The sequence below is a fragment of the Rhizobacter sp. P5_C2 genome, from assembly GCF_054049715.1.
In genome coordinates, this window is record NZ_JBFULV010000035.1 from 47,445 (window position 1) to 63,276 (window position 15,832).

A 15,832-nucleotide genomic window follows, 5' to 3' on the forward strand; every position below is an offset into this window, starting at 1 on the left:
CCAGGGACACCCGGGAACAGGCGGCGCCGCGAGCCCCGCCGACGAGGTGGCCGCTCACAACCCATTACAAGCACCCCATGGACATCACCCAACTGCTCGCGTTCTCGGTCAAGAACAAGGCCTCCGACCTTCACTTGTCGGCAGGGCTGCCGCCGATGATCCGCGTGCACGGCGATGTGCGTCGCATCAATGTCGATCCGCTCGAGCACAAGCAGGTGCACGAGATGGTCTACGACATCATGAACGACTCGCAGCGCAAGAATTACGAAGAAACGCTCGAGTGCGACTTCTCGTTCGAGATCCAGGGCCTGGCCCGCTTCCGGGTCAATGCCTTCAACCAGAACCGCGGCGCCGGCGCCGTGTTCCGGACCATTCCGTCGAAGATCCTGACGCTGGAGCAACTCAACACCCCGAAGGTGTTCGCCGAGCTCGCGCTGAAGCCGCGCGGCCTGGTGCTCGTCACCGGCCCGACCGGCTCGGGCAAGTCGACCACGCTGGCCGCGATGGTCAACCATCTGAACGAAAACGAGTACGGCCACGTGCTGACGGTCGAAGACCCGATCGAGTTCGTGCACGAATCCAAGAAGTGCCTGATCAACCAGCGCGAGGTCGGCCCGCACACGCTGAGCTTCGCGAACGCGCTGCGCTCGGCGCTGCGCGAAGACCCGGACTGCATCCTGGTCGGCGAAATGCGCGACCTGGAAACCATCCGCCTCGCGCTGACCGCCGCCGAAACTGGCCACCTGGTGTTCGGCACGCTGCACACCAGCTCGGCCGCCAAGACGATCGACCGCGTGGTCGACGTGTTCCCGGCCGCCGAAAAGGAAATGGTGCGCTCGATGCTGTCGGAATCGCTGATCGGCGTGATCTCGCAGACGCTGTGCAAGCTGAAGGACGGCAGCGGCCGCGCCGCGGCGCACGAAATCATGCTGGGCACCGCGGCCATCCGCAACCTGATCCGCGAGAACAAGATCGCGCAGATGTATTCGTCGATCCAGACCGGCAACACGGTGGGCATGCAGACGCTCGACCAGAACCTGTCGGACCTGGTTCGCCGCAACATCATCTCGCCGGCCGAAGCGCGCTCGAAGGCGAAGTTCCCCGAAAACTTCCCCGGCTGACCGGCCACAACCCGCCACCCGCCTCGATCCGTCCGCCCCAGGTGCCGCGTGAAACGACTCTTTGATCGCCTGAAGCGTGGCGGCGACGACACGCGCGCGGTCTCGAAGGAGGACGCGGGCCTCGGCGAATCCGGCTTCTTCTCGACCCAGTTCGCCGACCGCGCCGAAGACACCCAGGCGCTGGCCACCTGGGCCGCGCGCGCGCCGACGGTCGGCGCCACCCCGATCGAGCGCCAGCAGGCCGAGCCGCTGTTCGCCAAGCTGTGGGGTGCCGACCGCTACGTGGCGGCGCTCAGCCCGGACGAGCTGCAGCGCATGAGCCAGTACCTGCAGTTCGTGCAGGTGCCGGCCAACAAGGAAGTGATCGGCCAGGACGAGCAGGGCGACTACATGCTGATCGTGCTCGACGGCACGCTGGCGGTCGACCGCATCCAGCCCTGGGGCGGACGAGCCCGGCTGGCCGAGGCGCGGGCCGGCGACATGCTGGGCGAGATGTCGCTGCTCGACGCGGGCGCCCGCTTCTCCGCCTGCACCACGCTGACGCCGTGTACCCTCGCGGTGGTGGATGCGCAGCGATTGGATGAGATGATCATGTTCGAGCCGCGACTCGGCCTGGCCCTGCTGGCCTCGCTGTCGCGGCGTTTGTCATTGCGTTTGCGGCAGGTCAGCGCCCGGCTGAGTGCCTTGTTGTCCAGCACCTGACGGGCCAGAGGAAGCATCATGGAAAGAGACCAGGCATCGAAATTCGTCAACGACCTGCTGCGCCTGATGGTGTCGCGCAACGGGTCCGACTTGTTCCTCACCGCGGACTTCCCGCCGGCCATCAAGGTCGACGGCAAGGTCACCAAGGTGTCGCCGCAGCCGCTGACCGGCCAGCACACGCTGGCGCTGACGCGCGCGGTGATGAACGACAAGCAGGCCGCCGAGTTCGAGCGCACCAAGGAGTGCAACTTCGCGATCTCGCCGCAGGGCATCGGCCGCTTCCGGGTCAACGCCTTCGTGCAGCAGGGGCACGTCGGGCTGGTGATGCGGACGATTCCGCAGACGCTGCCGACCATCGACAGCCTGAACCTGCCGCAGGTGCTGAAAGACGTGACGATGACCAAGCGCGGTCTCGTGATCTTCGTCGGCGCCACCGGCTCGGGCAAGAGCACCTCGCTGGCGGCGATGGTCGATTTCCGCAACGAGAACTCGTACGGCCACATCATCACGATCGAAGACCCGGTCGAGTTCGTGCACCCGCACAAGAACTGCATCATCACGCAGCGCGAGGTCGGCCTCGACACCGAAGGCTGGGGCCAGGCGCTGAAGAACACGCTGCGCCAGGCGCCCGACGTGATCCTGATGGGCGAAATCCGCGACCGCGAGACCATGGAGCACGCAGTGGCCTTCGCTGAAACCGGCCACCTGTGCATGGCCACGCTGCACGCCAACAGCGCCAACCAGGCGCTCGACCGGATCATCAACTTCTTCCCCGAAGAGCGCCGCGCCCAGCTGCTGATGGACTTGTCGCTGAACCTGAAGTCGCTGGTGTCGCAGCGGCTGCTGCCGCGCCAGGAAGGGCGCGGGCGGATCGCCGCGGTCGAGATCATGCTGAACACGCCGCTGATCTCGGAGCTGATCTTCAAGGGCGAAGTCTCCGAGATCAAGGAGATCATGAAGAAGTCGCGCGAGCTGGGCATGCAGACCTTCGACCAGAGCCTGTTCGACCTGTATGAGAACCACCTGGTGACCTACGAAGATGCGCTGCGCAACGCCGACTCGGTGAACGACCTGCGGCTGCAGATCAAGCTGAACAGCAACCGTGCGCGCAGCAGCGACCTGTCGGCCGGTACCGAGCACCTGACCATCGTCTGAGGACACGCCCGCGATGAGCACCAAGACCTACGAGCCGATTGCCGCGCAGACCGTGGCCTTTCTGGGCCTGGGCGTGATGGGCCACCCGATGGCCGGGCACCTGGCCCGCGCCGGGCACCGCGTGACCGTCTACAACCGCACCGCGGCCAAGGCGGCGCAGTGGGCGAAGGAGTACGGCGGCGCGAGCGCTCCCACCCCGAAAGCCGCGGTGGCCGGCGCCGACCTGGTGTTCGCCTGCGTCGGCAACGATGACGACCTGCGCGCGGTGACGACCGGGCCCGACGGCGCCTTCGCCGGCATGAAGCCGGGCGCGATCTTCGTCGACCACACCACCGCGTCGGCCGAGGTGGCGCGCGAGCTCGACGTGGCGGCCCGCGCGCTCGGCCTGCGCTTCATCGATGCGCCGGTGTCCGGCGGCAATCTGGGCGCGATCAACGGCGCGCTGACCGTGATGTGCGGTGGCGACGCTGCCGCGTTCGCGAAGGCCCAGCCGGTCGCGATGGCCTTTGCCAAGGCCGTCACGCTGCTCGGCGAGAGCGGTGCCGGCCAGCTGGCGAAGATGGTGAACCAGATCTGCATCGCCGGGCTCGTGCAGGGCTTGGCCGAGGCGGTCGCGTTCGGCCAGAAGGCCGGGCTCGACATGAAGGCCGTGCTCGGCGTGATCGGCAAGGGCGCCGCGCAGAGCTGGCAGATGGACAACCGCGGGCCGACGATGATCGACGGCAAGTTCGATTTCGGCTTCGCGGTCGACTGGATGCGCAAGGACCTGGGCCTGGTGCTCGACGAGGCCAAGCGCAACGGCGCGCGGCTGCCGGTCACCGCGCTGGTCGACCAGTTCTATGCCGACGTGCAGGCCACCGGCGGCCAGCGCTGGGACACCTCGAGCCTCATCACGAGGCTGAAGTAAGCCCGTTCAGGGCTTGTTCGACGAGCTGGCGGGCTTCGGCGGTTCGGCCGGACGCAGCCGGGCCAGTTCGTCTTCGGTGACGACCTCGAACACCCGCACCACCTTCTGCACGCCGCTGATGCTGCGCGCCAGGTCGGTCGCGCGGTCGGCCTCGCGCTGCGTGACGATGCCCATCAGGTAGACGGTGCCGCGCTCGGTGACCACCTTGAAGGCATTGGCCATCACGTCGCGCGCATCGATCAGCGTCGCCTTGACCTTGCTGGTGAGCAGCGCATCGCTCGCGCCGCTGCGGCTGAAGGTGTTGCTGCCGGCCAGCGAGACCTCGTTGACGACGGTGCGCACGTTCTCGAGCTGCGTCACGGCCTGTTCGACGGCGGCCTTCTCGGTGTCGGTCTGCACCTCGCCGGTCAGCAGCACCATGCGGTTGTAGCTGGTGACGCTGACGCGCGACTTCTGTTGATCGGTGACCTCGGCGATCCGCTTGCCGGCCTTCAGTTCGATCGACTGGTCTTCGAGCTGCGCGCCGGAGGTGCGGCGGTCGGTGGCGACCAGTGTGCCGCCGACCATCGCGCCGCCGATGAAGAGGGCGGCGCAGCCGGACAGGCTGGCAGCGGCGACGACCGCCGCGACGACGATGGTGAAGGGAGAGAGGCGAGAGACGAGAAGCTTCATGTGTTTTCCTGTTCACCCAGCAATTGCAGATCGACCGCGTCGCACAGGCAATGCAGCGCGAGGATGTGAACTTCCTGGATGCGCGCAGTGCGTTCGTGCGGCACGCAGATGTGGACGTCGGTTTCGGTGAGTTCGGCCGCCATCTTGCCGCCGCCGCGGCCGGTCAGCGCGACCACGGTCATCTCCTTCGCGTGGGCCGCCTCGACGGCGGCCAGCACGTTGGCGGAGTTGCCGCTGGTGGTGATCGCGATCAACACGTCGCCGGGGGCGCCGAGCGCCTGCACCTGCTTCGAGAAGATCACGTTGAAATCGTAATCGTTGCCGATCGCCGTGAGGATCGAGGAGTCGGTCGTCAACGCGATCGCGGCGAGGCCCGGGCGTTCGCGCTCGAAGCGGCCGATGAACTCGGCGGCGAAGTGCTGGGCGTCGCTGGCGGAGCCGCCGTTGCCGCAGGCCAGCACCTTGCCGCCGGCGGTGATGCAGCCGACCACGGCACTGACGGCATCGGCAATCGGACGGGAGAGGATTTCAGCGGCCGCGTACTTCAGGTCGGCGCTGTCGAAGAACTGTTGCTGGATTCGTTGTTCGAGCATGGGCATGGATCATATGACACGGGTGCACCAGCTTGGTTCCGAGGGGTGTGATTGCCCGCTCAACCTGCATCGAAAGCCGCGCGCAGCCATTCGAGCTGCTCGCCGTCGATGGCCACGACGTCGAAGCGGCAGGGCGGCAGCGTCGGGTACGTGCGCAGGAAATGATGCGCCGCGAAGATGACACGACGCTGCTTGACGGCCCCGACGCTCGCCGCCGCACCGCCATGGCCGAGCCGGGCGCGGGTGCGCACCTCGACGAACACCAGCGTGCCGTCGCGATCGCGCAGGATCAGGTCGACTTCACCCCCGCGGGCGCGCGGGCCGGCGGCGACCCGATAATTGCGCCGCACCAGCACGAGGCCGTGGCGCAGCAGGTGCGCGAGCGCCCGTGCCTCGCCGTCGTCTCCCACCTCCTTCGTCGTCTGGACCATCGTGACCCTGGATTCATCGTTGTTGCTGAAGGCGGCCGAGGCCGCGGCGGGGGCACAGCAGTATCCCGCCGGCGCGCTGTACGTCGTCGCGACGCCGATCGGCAACCTGGCCGACATCACCTTGCGCGCGATCCACGTGCTGTCGCTGGTCGACGCGGTGGCCTGCGAAGACACGCGGCACAGCGCGCAGCTGATGCGGCACCTCGGGCTCGACAAGCCGCTGCTGGCGGTGCACGAGCACAACGAGCGCGAAGCGGCGCAGGCGGTGGTGGCGCGGCTGGGGCGCGGCGAGCGGGTGGCGTATGTGAGCGATGCGGGGACGCCGGCGGTGAGCGACCCGGGCGCGGTGCTGGTCGCTGCGGCGCAGGCGGCGGGTCATCGGTGTGTTCCTCTTCCGGGTGCCAGCAGCGCGTTGGTCGCGTTGAGCGTGGCGGGGGACACCATCACCGGCGGCTTCGAGTTCGTCGGGTTCCTGCCGGCGAAGGGCGCTGAGCGGCAACGTGCACTGGCCGCCGTGGCAGCGCGTGCGTCGGCGCAAGTGCTGTTCGAGGCGCCGCATCGCATCGAGGCATTGGCTACCGCCTTGGCCGGCGCGTGCGGTGCGCGGCCGCTGACCGTGTGCCGCGAACTGACGAAGCAGTTCGAAAACGTCGCGACGATGCCGGCCGACCAACTGCCGGCGTGGCTTGCCGCGGATGCCAACCGTGTGCGGGGCGAGTTCGTGCTGGTGCTCCATGGCCAGGCGGTGAGCAGCGGCGATGATGAAGCCCGCGCCACCGCGACGTTGCAGACGCTGCTCGCGGAGTTGCCCCTCAAGCAGGCCGTGTCGCTCGCGGCCAGCCTGACGGGGCAAGCCCGCAATGTGCTCTACGAGCATGCGCTGCGATTGAAACGCGAACTTGAATAACGCTACTGCTGGCGGCGCTGATACGACAATTTGTGGACAAGCGCACTGGCGCCGGTGGATGAGCTTGTGTCACCGATCTCTTTCGCCTTGGCCGCCAGCGCATCTCGCTTTTGCCGAAGCAGGCTCAGACGACCTTCCTCCGCTTTGAGTTGCTGTTTGAGCCCGCCAATCTTCTCTCGTTGAAAGTGGATCTTTTGTTCCAAGCGCTCATCGACCGGCTCATTCAGCTCCGCCGTCAAGATTTCCATCTGCTCAGGTATGACAACGCCGGGCGTCCGACTCCGGGTCTTGATCCTCGGGCTCGATTTGCCCTTCGGTGTCGAGGGTGCGTGCTCTTGCGAGCTTGGAAGCACTTTCCGTGTGCCACTTTGGACGCCCTTGCCAGATGACAGCTTTAGGTCGGCTGGTTCTTTTCTCGGGGTTTTTTCCGCGTCGGCCCCAGCAGTCACCTCCCGCGGCAACTTCTTTTCATAGTCCTTGACCTGCTGCTGTTGCTTGGGAGTCAACAGGCCGAAATTCAAGTCGCCTCTGTCCCAGGCCCCCGACTGCTCCGGGGTCAACCGCACACAGTCTTTCAGGTTCGGGATGCTCTTCGCAGATTTCTCGCGAATCTTCGGAATGGATTGCCTGCTCTTGCGTTCCTCTTTTTTCGTTCTCGGCGAAGTATCTGGAGTGATCCTCGTTCCGCGTGGCGATTGAGTGCCTTCCATCGTGCTGGCTCCTGAAATGGGTGGGAGTTGCGTGAGCGCCGTCCTTGACGAACATCCCGCTCACATCGAACGCTGAGTGACAGCGTTCCTCTTTCCGGTTCCCTTTGCACCGGTCCCTTCTTACCGTCGTGCCTTTCGCCTCCTCCTAGAATGCCCCACCACCCCACAGGAGCCGCCGCCATGATCTCGCGCGAACCCACCATCGAACGACTGGCCGTCGCCCGCTCGCTGCTGCTCGAACCCTTCGGCCTGACCGATGCCACGCTCTCGAAGGCCCTGCAGGCCATCGCGACGCACCGCATCGACGACGCCGACCTCTACTTCCAGTACACGCGCAGCGAAGGCTGGAGCCTGGAAGAAGGCATCGTGAAGAGCGGCAGCTTCGGCATCGACCAGGGCGTCGGCGTGCGCGCGGTGGCCGGCGAGAAGACCGCCTTCGCGTACTCCGACGACATCTCCGAGGCGGCGCTGCTCGATGCAGCCGCCACCGTGCGCACCATCGCCGCGGCCGGCCAGAGCCGCACGGTCAAGATCGGCGGCGCGCCGAAGATCGCCGGCAGCCGCGTGCTCTACGCGCCGATGGACCCGATCGCCACGCTCGACAGCACGCAGAAGGTCGCGCTGCTGGAGCGCGTCGAGAAGCTCGCCCGCTCCAAGGACCCGCGCATCAAGCAGGTGATGGCCGGCATCGCCGCCGAGTACGACGTGGTGCTGGTGGCACGCGCCGACGGCACGCTGGCCGCCGACGTGCGCCCGCTGGTGCGCCTGTCGGTCACCGTGATCGCCGAGCAGACCATCGCCGGCGAGGTGCGCCGCGAAGTCGGCTCCGGCGGCGGCGGCGGCCGCTTCGGGCTCGGCTACTTCCACGACAACATCATCGAGAGCTATGTGAACGATGCCGTCAAGGCGGCCCTCACCAACCTCGAATCGCGCCCGGCCAAGGCCGGCGAGATGAGCGTCGTGCTCGGCCCGGGCTGGCCCGGCGTGCTGCTGCACGAGGCCATCGGCCACGGGCTCGAGGGCGACTTCAACCGCAAGGGCTCGAGCGCGTTCAGCGGCCGCATCGGCCAGCGCGTGGCGGCCAAGGGCGTGACCGTGCTCGACGACGGCACGATTCCCGACCGCCGCGGCTCGCTGAACGTCGACGATGAAGGCAACGCAACGCAGCGCAACGTGCTGATCGAGGACGGCATCCTGAAGGGCTACATCCAGGACTCGATGAATGCCCGCCTGATGGGTGTCGCCCCGACCGGCAACGGCCGCCGCGAGAGCTACGCCGCGGTGCCGATGCCGCGCATGACCAACACCTACATGCTCGGCGGCGACAAGCCCAAGGAAGAGATCATCGCCGGCCTGAAGCGCGGGCTGTACGCCACCAACTTCGGCGGCGGCCAGGTCGACATCACCAGCGGCAAGTTCGTGTTCTCCGCGTCAGAGGCCTTCTGGGTCGAGAACGGCAAGATCCAGTACCCGGTGAAGGGCGCCACCATCATCGGCAACGGTCCCGACGCGCTGACCCGCGTCAGCATGATCGGCAACGACATGAAGCTCGACACCGGCGTCGGCGTGTGCGGCAAGGAAGGGCAGAGCGTGCCGGTGGGGGTCGGGCAGCCCACCTTGCGCATCGACAAGATGACGGTGGGCGGGACGGCCTGAGCAAACCAGCACGGCGAGGCGCTTGGTGGTGCGGGCGACTGGCCAGCTCTTGCTATAGGTTGGTGGCGTTGGCCATGCCGTCCCACTTCTCCAGCTTGGCTTGCGCATCCACGAGAAGCGCTTTGAGCTGCTCTACTCGACTCTTGTGCTCAGCGACCTTGCGTTCGATCTTGTCGGGCGACGCTGTTCCCGTTTCGACCGCAGCGACCGGTTTGGACGGAAGCACGTTCCGGACACTGTCGGCACGCTGCTTCTCACGAGTCTCGGCTTCCGCCTTCTCGTCTGCACGGGTCAACTCGTCGATCAGCTCTGTCAGTTTCAGCGTAGCTCCCCCGAAGGTCCCCTCTCCGAACGAAGTCGTGGCCTCCTCAACTTGGCCATACTCGACAGAGGTCATCGCTCGGCGCTCGAGCTCTGCATTCAACTCGACAATTGCCTTCTCGCATTGTGCGATTCCGCCTTCGCTGAGTTTCTGCAGAACGGCCGCCTGCTCTTCCATGTCAATCGCGCGCTGTTCCAGATTGCCCATTTCGCGTCTTGCCGCTTGTGCCTTTCTCTTGTAGTCCTGCACGGCACTTTTCAGATTGAGATCGCTTCCAACCATGACACCCAGGTGTTCGAGCGCCTTGCGGATCTGTTCTTCGGAAGCATCTTTCACCGATCCTACGAGTTCCCGAATGACTTCGTGGACGTTGCGACCGCTGCCCAGCGTCGGCATCTGCTTCTGGATGCTTGGCTTTCCCCTCGGCGTCTGACCTGGCGATCTCGGACTCCACGTCCTTCGTGGGTCATGCTCTTTCCGATCCGCGTACGTCGGCAAGACGGAGCTTGAGTTGGAAGACGAGAAATCAACCGTGGCACGGCCCTTGTCAAGCGGCGTCGATGGAATGACATAGTCGTCTTGCCCACCCGTCAGATTCAAGGTTTGACGAGCCTTTCGCTGGCTGTCTTTGACGCGGCTCTTGTGCTCAGGCTTCTTCTCGTCAACCGTGGCACCGTGCTTCTCGCGCTTCCCCGAACGAGATGACTTTTCGATTCCGGATTTCATGGTTCTCTCCTGATTGACGAGCCATTGCGGCCCTGCGTTGATGAGTGACTGCGAATGCCAGACTCGTCCCGACTGCTGATGACTCTCGATATCGCATCGCCTGAGTAACGCCACGTCCGAGAGCGTTCCGTGCTTCATCTCGGGCTTGTGCGGGGCCGGCGCAAGTAGCGCGTCAACCTTCTTCGCGAGGTACTCCACTCTGGCTGCAGAGGCCTCGATGCGGGTCTCCAGCGCCTGCACGTAGTCCCTGGCGGCCTGGAGCTCGTCCTTCAGTGGACCCGCGGTTTCAAGCTCCCTGTCGAGCTGTTGCCGGCAGGCCCGCAGCTGTTCCACCGTTCCGGGCGTCGTCGACGCGAGCCTCTCCCGCAACGCGACGCCCTGCTGCTGCACCGCTTTCAATTGCAGGCGCAGCGCTTCGGCAGAGGCATCGTCATTGCGCGCCATCGCAGCTTCGATCGCGCGCAACAGCGCTTCCTCGTCCTGGCGCTGCTGTGTCAACAGCTCGTCGGATTGAGGTTCGATCATGGGCCGCCGTGGCGATTGCAGACCCAGCGAGACCAATGTGGCCTCCGCCCTCTCCTGCGTCATCCGAGGCGTGGCCTTCTTATCAGGTCCCGTGCATCTCGCATCGCGGGTGCGGACGCTCTTCAGTGACGCGCGAGGCAAGCTGGGTTTGCCTGAGGTATGCCCACTCATGGTCGGTTCCTGTCCGGAGGTGTCGCTGTCGCTGCAGCAGGCGTCTGCTCGCCTGCCTGCATTGGTAACGACACGCCCGGCGCGGTTCCCCCTCTTGCCTCTTTACACCACCCGCACGCTCAACACCGGCAAGCCCGCGATCTCCCCCTGCATCACATCCCCCGGCACCACCGGCCCGACGTTCTCCGGCGTGCCGCTGAAGATGATGTCGCCCGGCTTCAGCTCGAAGGCCTGCGACAGCTTGCTGATCTGCTCGGCCACGCTCCAGATCATCTGCTTCAGGTCGGCGTTCTGCTTCAGCTGGCCGTTCACCTTCAGCGTGATCGACCCCTGCGTGAAGTGCCCGGTCTGCGCCACGCGGTGGATCGGCCCGATCGGTGCCGAGCGGTCGAAGCTCTTGCCGATCTCCCACGGCTTCTTCTCGTCGCCCATCGCGCGCTGCAGGTCGCGGCGCGTCATGTCGAGCCCGATCGCGTAGCCGTAGACCAGATCGAGCGCCTGCTCCGGCGGCACGTTGCGCCCGCTCCGGTGCAGCGCCGCGACCAGTTCGATCTCGTAGTGGTAGTTCTTCGTCAGCGGCGGGTACGGGTGCTCGCCGGTGCTGCCGGGCGCGACGAATTGCACCGCATCGCTCGGCTTCTGGAAGAAGAACGGCGGCTCGCGGCTCGGGTCCGAGCCCATCTCGCGCGCATGCGCCGCGTAGTTGCGGCCGATGCAGTAGATGCGCCGCACCGGGAACAGCTCGGCGCTGCCGACCACCGGCAGCGTCGGCTGCGGCACGTCGAACGCGGTCTTCGCGCCGCCGGCCGCGCGGCTGTCGGTGGCGCAGCCGGCCACGGTGCCCAGGCCCACCAAGGCGCCGGTGGAAATCAGGTGTCGTCGGTCCATGCTTGTCTCCTGTCTTGTGGTGAACCCGTGATTGACCCGCGCCCGCGCGGTGCTGTCAATTTGCCGCCGACGGCAAACACCTGTGCGCAAAAAGGAGCTTGACGGCCCGTCCGGAGCCCGTGCTACATTCGCGCCCATGCGTTTCGTCCCGTCCTACTTCTTTGCCTACTTTTGGTTCTCGCACCGCCCGGCGGAGGAGAGGTCAGCGCGTAGGCTGTAAGACACAAACGCAAAGACTCACCAAACCGCCGGGCTCCCCCGGCGGTTTTTTTTTGCCCTCCCGAAGTTTCATCGTCCCATCCCAGCAGGAGATCACGCCCATGAATGCCAAGTCCGCCAGCGCCACGGAGGGTTGGTATGCGCCCATCGACAAGACAGGCCAGACCGACGACGAAAGGATCCAGGACGTGACTCCGCTGCCCCCGCCCGAACACCTGGTTCGCTTCTTCCCGATCCGCGGCACGGCCGCCGAAACGCTGATCGCCGACACCCGCCAGCGCATCAAGAACATCGTCGCCGGCCGCGACGACCGCCTGCTCGTCGTGATGGGCCCCTGCTCGATCCACGACCCGGTCGCCGCCGTCGACTACGCCCGCAAGCTGCGCGTGCAGCGCGAAAAATACGCCGGCACGCTCGAGATCGTGATGCGCGTCTACTTCGAGAAGCCGCGCACCACCGTCGGCTGGAAGGGCCTGATCAACGACCCCTACCTCGACGAGAGCTACCGCATCGACGAAGGCCTGCGCATCGCGCGCCAGCTGCTGACCGAGATCAACCGCCTGGGCATGCCGGCCGGCAGCGAGTTCCTCGACGTGATCTCGCCGCAGTACATCGGCGACCTGATCTCGTGGGGCGCGATCGGCGCACGCACCACCGAAAGCCAGGTGCACCGCGAGCTTGCCTCGGGCCTGTCGGCACCGATCGGCTTCAAGAACGGCACCGACGGCAACATCCGCATCGCCACCGACGCGATCCAGGCCGCGGCCCGCGCGCACCACTTCCTGTCGGTGCACAAGAACGGCCAGGTCGCGATCGTCGAGACGCGCGGCAACCCCGATTGCCACGTGATCCTGCGCGGCGGCAAGACGCCGAACTACGACGCAGTGCACGTGGAGGCCGCCTGCAAGGACCTCGAGGCCGCGAAGCTGAACCCGTCGCTGATGGTCGATTGCTCGCATGCCAACAGCAGCAAGCAGCACGAGCGCCAGATCGACGTCGCGCGCGACATCGCCGGCCAGGTCGCCGGTGGCAGCCGCCGCATCTTCGGCGTGATGGTCGAGAGCCACCTGCAGGCCGGCGCGCAGAAGTTCAGCGCCGGCAAGGACGATCCGGCCCAGCTCGCCTACGGCCAGAGCATCACCGACGCCTGCATCGGCTGGGACGATTCGCTGACGGTGCTCGACGTGCTGCACCAGTCGGTGAAGGCGCGCCGCGGCTGAGTGGCCTGAGGGTGCACGGGGCGTCTGCGCATGTAAAGGCGGTCACCCAGATGTAGCGCGGGTAAGCCGAGGCAAGAAGACTGGCCTCGGCGCCCGGGATCGGGTGCAATGCCGGTTCGATCCACTTGCCAGGGGCACGCCATGACCACGCCGCACCGCATTCGCAGCAGCCTGCTGGCCGTGACCCTGGGCGGCGCGGCGCTGCTGGCCTCCGCCCTGACGCTGGCGGCCGAGCCGTCGGCCAAGGACAAGACCGCGATGGAGGCGGTGTTCACCCGCGTCGACGTGAACGGCGACGGCAAGCTGTCGCGCGAAGAGGCCGAGCGCCTGCCCGCCATCGCCGCGATGTTCGACAAGCTCGATGTGGACCACGATGGGCAGCTCACGCTGGCCGAGTTCGCGGTCGGCTACTACTCGGCGCCCTGACCGAGCCGCTCAGTCCGCGTCTCTCGCCAGCCGCTCGCTGCGCCAGTACACATCGTCGCCGCCGAGACCATCGAGGTTGGCCCGGTTCAGCACGCGCGCCAGCACGAACAGCAGGTCGCTGAGCCGGTTCAGGTACTGCCGCGGCTCGGCCCGCACCGCCTCGTGCGCGGCCAGCGCCACCACCGCGCGCTCGGCCCGCCGCGCGACGGTGCGTCCCACGTGCGCGACCGCCGCACTGCGCGTGCCCGCCGGCAGGATGAACTCCTTCAGGCGCGGCAGCACGGCGTTGTGATGCGCCAGCGCCTCGTCGAGCCGCAGCACCGCATCGGCCTTCAGCAGCTCGTAGCGGGGGATCGACAGCTCGCCGCCGAGGTTGAACAGCTCGTGCTGGATCACGACCAGCAGCTCGCGCACGTCACCGGGCAGCGGCTCGGCGAGCAGCACGCCGAGCGTCGAGTTCAGCTCGTCGACATCGCCCATCGCCTGCACCCGCAGGTGGTCCTTCGGCACCCGCGTGCCGTCGCCGAGGCCTGTGGTGCCGTCGTCACCGGTGCGGGTGGCGATCTGGGTGAGCCGGTTCGCCATGCTCAGGGCTGCGCCGGCGGCGTGACCTGCATCTGCGAGGCCTTGGCCCGCATCACGTAGCTCTGGTAGGCCGGCAGCGCGATCGCGGCCAGGATGCCGAGCACGAAGAAGGCCGGGAACACCCAGGCCAGGATCTTCACCGAGCGGCTGTTCGGCGGGGGAGGCGCGCCGTATTCGTTGGTGCCGGGCGTGCCCGCCTTGAAGAACCAGATCAACGCGACGAAGGGAATGATCGCGAGCAGCACCGCCCAGCCGGTCCAGCCCATGTCGTGCGTGCGCTGGATCATCATCATCACGCTCCAGATGAGGTACACGATGCCGACCACGATGTAGATCGCCACCGCCACGAACGGCGAATTCGTCAGGGCCATGACCAGGCCGGCCACGAGGAACACCGGCAGCAGCAGCAGGTAGCTCGCGCCGAGGTAGGCGAGGTAGCGCAGGCGGCCGATGCGTCCGCGCGCCGACCACAGGTTGATCTCCTGCACTTCGCCCGACGCGCGGTCGATGTCGGCAACGGCCGCGCGCGGCGGCTGGTAGGGATTGGCGGAAGGGTTGGCAGTGGCCATGGGATGGTTCTCCTCGGGATGGTGTGATGTCGTGGGCCGGGGTTCGGCGCGGCCATCGTAGCGGAGCCTCCGCGCGGCGCATAGCACCCCTGTTGGGTGGACCGCCCCTACAGCAGCCGCGACCGCTTCACCGCGTGATACCGATTCACCAGCGCCACCGGCAGGTCGCGCGGCTCCACGTCCACCGACAGCGCGTCCTGCCCGGTCACGCGCCGGAAGGCATCGCGTCGCCCCTGCTCGAACCAGTGCGCGCCGGCCACCTCGACCGCCCGCTCGGCCACGCCCAGCGGCTGGCCCGCCAGCTCGCGCAGCACCCGCTCGCGCAGGCTGGCCACCAGCACCAGGTGGCGCGTGCGCATCAGCTTCAGCGCCGGGGCCAGCTCGGCCGCATCCTCGTCGCGGAAGTTCGTCAGCATGATCACCAGCGCCCGCTTGCGCTGCAACTTCATCACGTCGCGCGCCGCCTCGAGGTAGTCGGAGTGGTCGGTGCCGGGCTCGATGTCGTACAGCCGCGCCATCATCGCGTTCAGCGTCACCGCGCCCTTGCGCGGCGCGAAGCGGCGCTGCTGGCCCGGCGCATGGCCGAAGGTGATCGCGCCGACCTCGTCGCCCTCTTTCAGCGCGACGTGGGTCAGCAGCATCAGCGCGTTCAGCGCCTGGTCGAAGTGGCCGCCGTCGGCGCTCAGCGCGCCCTCGTCGGCCCGCATGCGCCGGCCGCAGTCGAGCAGGAACAGCACGCACTGGTCGCGCTCGTCCTGGAACTGCCGCACGATCGGCCGGCCATGGCGCAGCGTCGCCTTCCAGTCGATGTGGCGCACCGGGTCGCCGCTCTGGTAGTCGGCGAGCTGCTTGAAGTCGGTGCCTTCGCCGCGCTGCGCATAGGTCTTGATGCCGATCTGCGACAGCCGCCGGTCGCCGGCCAGCCAGGCATAGCGCGCGACCGCCGCGAAGTTCGGGTACACGTGCAGCACCTGCGGCTCGCCCAGCAGATGCAGCCACTCGAAGCTGCCGCCGCGCGAGCGCAGCCGCAGCTGCGTGCCGCCAAAGCGCACCGGGCCGCGCCGGCGCGGCGTCACGCGGTAGCGCAACTCGATGCGCCGGCGCGCCGGCAGCTTGAACGCGCGCGGCAGCCCGTCGAAATCGAGCGTGCCGTCGGGTTCGTCGAACACCGTGCCGCGCCACGCGAGCGTCGCCGGGTTGGCGACGTTGAGCACCAGCTCGCGCGGCACGCCGAGCGCCAGCGCCTGCGGCAAGCGCCGCTCGAGCCGCAGCGGCGTGCGCGCCCAGCTGCGCCGCGTGTGCCACAGGTCGGCCAGCGCCCAGCCCC

At 67.2% G+C, this 15,832-nt stretch carries 17 protein-coding genes; 8 read left to right on the forward strand and 9 right to left on the reverse strand.

What is annotated here, in order from left to right:
- Window positions 1-77 precede the first annotated feature (77 nt).
- The 4 genes from ACXJLU_RS15025 to ACXJLU_RS15040 are packed head-to-tail and all read left to right on the forward strand — an operon-like array spanning window position 78 to window position 3,885.
- Window positions 78-1,121, forward strand: coding sequence for a type IV pilus twitching motility protein PilT (locus ACXJLU_RS15025; protein ID WP_073462607.1), 1,044 nt, complete (start codon window positions 78-80; stop codon window positions 1,119-1,121).
- Between the two features lie 48 nt (window positions 1,122-1,169).
- Window positions 1,170-1,823 carry a cyclic nucleotide-binding domain-containing protein gene (locus tag ACXJLU_RS15030; RefSeq protein ID WP_457332197.1) on the forward strand — a complete coding sequence of 218 codons (654 nt, stop codon included), beginning with the start codon at window positions 1,170-1,172 and terminating at the stop codon, window positions 1,821-1,823.
- Between the two features lie 18 nt (window positions 1,824-1,841).
- Window positions 1,842-2,978 carry a PilT/PilU family type 4a pilus ATPase gene (locus ACXJLU_RS15035; RefSeq protein ID WP_073462608.1) on the forward strand — a complete coding sequence of 379 codons (1,137 nt, stop codon included), beginning with the start codon at window positions 1,842-1,844 and terminating at the stop codon, window positions 2,976-2,978.
- A gap of 13 nt (window positions 2,979-2,991) precedes the next feature.
- Window positions 2,992-3,885, forward strand: a complete 894-nt coding sequence (locus ACXJLU_RS15040; protein ID WP_457332199.1) for an NAD(P)-dependent oxidoreductase — start codon at window positions 2,992-2,994, stop codon at window positions 3,883-3,885.
- A gap of 6 nt (window positions 3,886-3,891) precedes the next feature.
- Here ACXJLU_RS15040 and ACXJLU_RS15045 read toward each other — a convergent pair whose 3' ends face one another.
- From ACXJLU_RS15045 to ACXJLU_RS15055, 3 genes are read right to left on the reverse strand one after another with little or no spacing between them, the layout of a single operon-like run.
- Complete coding sequence (locus ACXJLU_RS15045) at window positions 3,892-4,557, reverse strand: BON domain-containing protein (RefSeq protein WP_457332201.1); 666 nt, start codon at window positions 4,555-4,557, stop codon at window positions 3,892-3,894.
- Window positions 4,554-5,150, reverse strand: a complete 597-nt coding sequence (locus ACXJLU_RS15050; RefSeq protein ID WP_073462611.1) for a phosphoheptose isomerase — start codon at window positions 5,148-5,150, stop codon at window positions 4,554-4,556. The genes ACXJLU_RS15045 and ACXJLU_RS15050 overlap by 4 nt, the downstream gene beginning before the upstream one ends.
- Window positions 5,151-5,209: 59 nt before the next feature.
- The gene (locus tag ACXJLU_RS15055) at window positions 5,210-5,581 is read right to left on the reverse strand and encodes a YraN family protein (protein WP_457332204.1); all 372 of its coding nucleotides are present in this window, start codon (window positions 5,579-5,581) and stop codon (window positions 5,210-5,212) included.
- A gap of 1 nt (window position 5,582) precedes the next feature.
- Between ACXJLU_RS15055 and rsmI the strand changes: the two genes are divergently transcribed.
- Window positions 5,583-6,488 carry a 16S rRNA (cytidine(1402)-2'-O)-methyltransferase gene (gene rsmI / locus ACXJLU_RS15060; protein ID WP_457332206.1) on the forward strand — a complete coding sequence of 302 codons (906 nt, stop codon included), beginning with the start codon at window positions 5,583-5,585 and terminating at the stop codon, window positions 6,486-6,488.
- A gap of 2 nt (window positions 6,489-6,490) precedes the next feature.
- On the opposite strand, the gene ACXJLU_RS15065 is transcribed toward rsmI, so the two are convergent.
- Window positions 6,491-7,198 (reverse strand): hypothetical protein, encoded by a 708-nt coding sequence (locus ACXJLU_RS15065; protein WP_457332207.1) that lies wholly within the window; start codon window positions 7,196-7,198, stop codon window positions 6,491-6,493.
- 180 nt (window positions 7,199-7,378) lie between these two features.
- Between ACXJLU_RS15065 and tldD the strand changes: the two genes are divergently transcribed.
- Entirely contained in the window at window positions 7,379-8,854 is a 1,476-nt protein-coding gene (tldD, locus tag ACXJLU_RS15070; RefSeq protein ID WP_073462615.1) for a metalloprotease TldD, read from the forward strand.
- Between the two features lie 52 nt (window positions 8,855-8,906).
- Here tldD and ACXJLU_RS15075 read toward each other — a convergent pair whose 3' ends face one another.
- Both ACXJLU_RS15075 and ACXJLU_RS15080 read right to left on the reverse strand, forming a co-directional pair.
- Window positions 8,907-10,427 carry a hypothetical protein gene (locus ACXJLU_RS15075; RefSeq protein ID WP_457332209.1) on the reverse strand — a complete coding sequence of 507 codons (1,521 nt, stop codon included), beginning with the start codon at window positions 10,425-10,427 and terminating at the stop codon, window positions 8,907-8,909.
- Window positions 10,428-10,700: 273 nt separating this feature from the next.
- Window positions 10,701-11,486 carry a fumarylacetoacetate hydrolase family protein gene (locus ACXJLU_RS15080; RefSeq protein ID WP_457332211.1) on the reverse strand — a complete coding sequence of 262 codons (786 nt, stop codon included), beginning with the start codon at window positions 11,484-11,486 and terminating at the stop codon, window positions 10,701-10,703.
- 320 nt (window positions 11,487-11,806) lie between these two features.
- On the opposite strand from ACXJLU_RS15080, the gene ACXJLU_RS15085 reads away from it, so the two are divergent.
- Both ACXJLU_RS15085 and ACXJLU_RS15090 read left to right on the forward strand, forming a co-directional pair.
- Window positions 11,807-12,925: a 3-deoxy-7-phosphoheptulonate synthase gene (locus ACXJLU_RS15085; RefSeq protein WP_457332213.1), complete on the forward strand. Its 1,119-nt coding sequence runs from the start codon at window positions 11,807-11,809 to the stop codon at window positions 12,923-12,925.
- Window positions 12,926-13,066: 141 nt separating this feature from the next.
- Window positions 13,067-13,351 carry an EF-hand domain-containing protein gene (locus ACXJLU_RS15090; protein WP_457332215.1) on the forward strand — a complete coding sequence of 95 codons (285 nt, stop codon included), beginning with the start codon at window positions 13,067-13,069 and terminating at the stop codon, window positions 13,349-13,351.
- A gap of 9 nt (window positions 13,352-13,360) precedes the next feature.
- On the opposite strand, the gene ACXJLU_RS15095 is transcribed toward ACXJLU_RS15090, so the two are convergent.
- From ACXJLU_RS15095 to ACXJLU_RS15105, 3 genes are all read right to left on the reverse strand, one after another.
- Window positions 13,361-13,936: a cob(I)yrinic acid a,c-diamide adenosyltransferase gene (locus ACXJLU_RS15095; protein ID WP_457332217.1), complete on the reverse strand. Its 576-nt coding sequence runs from the start codon at window positions 13,934-13,936 to the stop codon at window positions 13,361-13,363.
- Between the two features lie 2 nt (window positions 13,937-13,938).
- Window positions 13,939-14,505, reverse strand: coding sequence for a DUF805 domain-containing protein (locus ACXJLU_RS15100; protein WP_457332219.1), 567 nt, complete (start codon window positions 14,503-14,505; stop codon window positions 13,939-13,941).
- A gap of 107 nt (window positions 14,506-14,612) precedes the next feature.
- Window positions 14,613-15,832, reverse strand: a 1,220-nt coding sequence (locus ACXJLU_RS15105) for a DUF58 domain-containing protein (RefSeq protein WP_457332221.1), incomplete at its 5' end; no start/stop codon positions are given.

Coding starts and splice junctions, on each gene's coding strand:
- ACXJLU_RS15035 (WP_073462608.1), top strand. CDS start 1,842: ATGGAAAGAGACCAGGCATCGAAATTCGTCAACGACCTGCTGCGCCTG.
- ACXJLU_RS15075 (WP_457332209.1), bottom strand. CDS start 10,427: ATGATCGAACCTCAATCCGACGAGCTGTTGACACAGCAGCGCCAGGAC.
- ACXJLU_RS15045 (WP_457332201.1), bottom strand. CDS start 4,557: ATGAAGCTTCTCGTCTCTCGCCTCTCTCCCTTCACCATCGTCGTCGCG.
- ACXJLU_RS15080 (WP_457332211.1), bottom strand. CDS start 11,486: ATGGACCGACGACACCTGATTTCCACCGGCGCCTTGGTGGGCCTGGGC.
- ACXJLU_RS15100 (WP_457332219.1), bottom strand. CDS start 14,505: ATGGCCACTGCCAACCCTTCCGCCAATCCCTACCAGCCGCCGCGCGCG.
- ACXJLU_RS15090 (WP_457332215.1), top strand. CDS start 13,067: ATGACCACGCCGCACCGCATTCGCAGCAGCCTGCTGGCCGTGACCCTG.
- ACXJLU_RS15050 (WP_073462611.1), bottom strand. CDS start 5,150: ATGCTCGAACAACGAATCCAGCAACAGTTCTTCGACAGCGCCGACCTG.
- ACXJLU_RS15085 (WP_457332213.1), top strand. CDS start 11,807: ATGAATGCCAAGTCCGCCAGCGCCACGGAGGGTTGGTATGCGCCCATC.
- ACXJLU_RS15065 (WP_457332207.1), bottom strand. CDS start 7,198: ATGGAAGGCACTCAATCGCCACGCGGAACGAGGATCACTCCAGATACT.
- ACXJLU_RS15040 (WP_457332199.1), top strand. CDS start 2,992: ATGAGCACCAAGACCTACGAGCCGATTGCCGCGCAGACCGTGGCCTTT.
- ACXJLU_RS15025 (WP_073462607.1), top strand. CDS start 78: ATGGACATCACCCAACTGCTCGCGTTCTCGGTCAAGAACAAGGCCTCC.
- ACXJLU_RS15095 (WP_457332217.1), bottom strand. CDS start 13,936: ATGGCGAACCGGCTCACCCAGATCGCCACCCGCACCGGTGACGACGGC.
- ACXJLU_RS15055 (WP_457332204.1), bottom strand. CDS start 5,581: ATGGTCCAGACGACGAAGGAGGTGGGAGACGACGGCGAGGCACGGGCG.
- tldD (WP_073462615.1), top strand. CDS start 7,379: ATGATCTCGCGCGAACCCACCATCGAACGACTGGCCGTCGCCCGCTCG.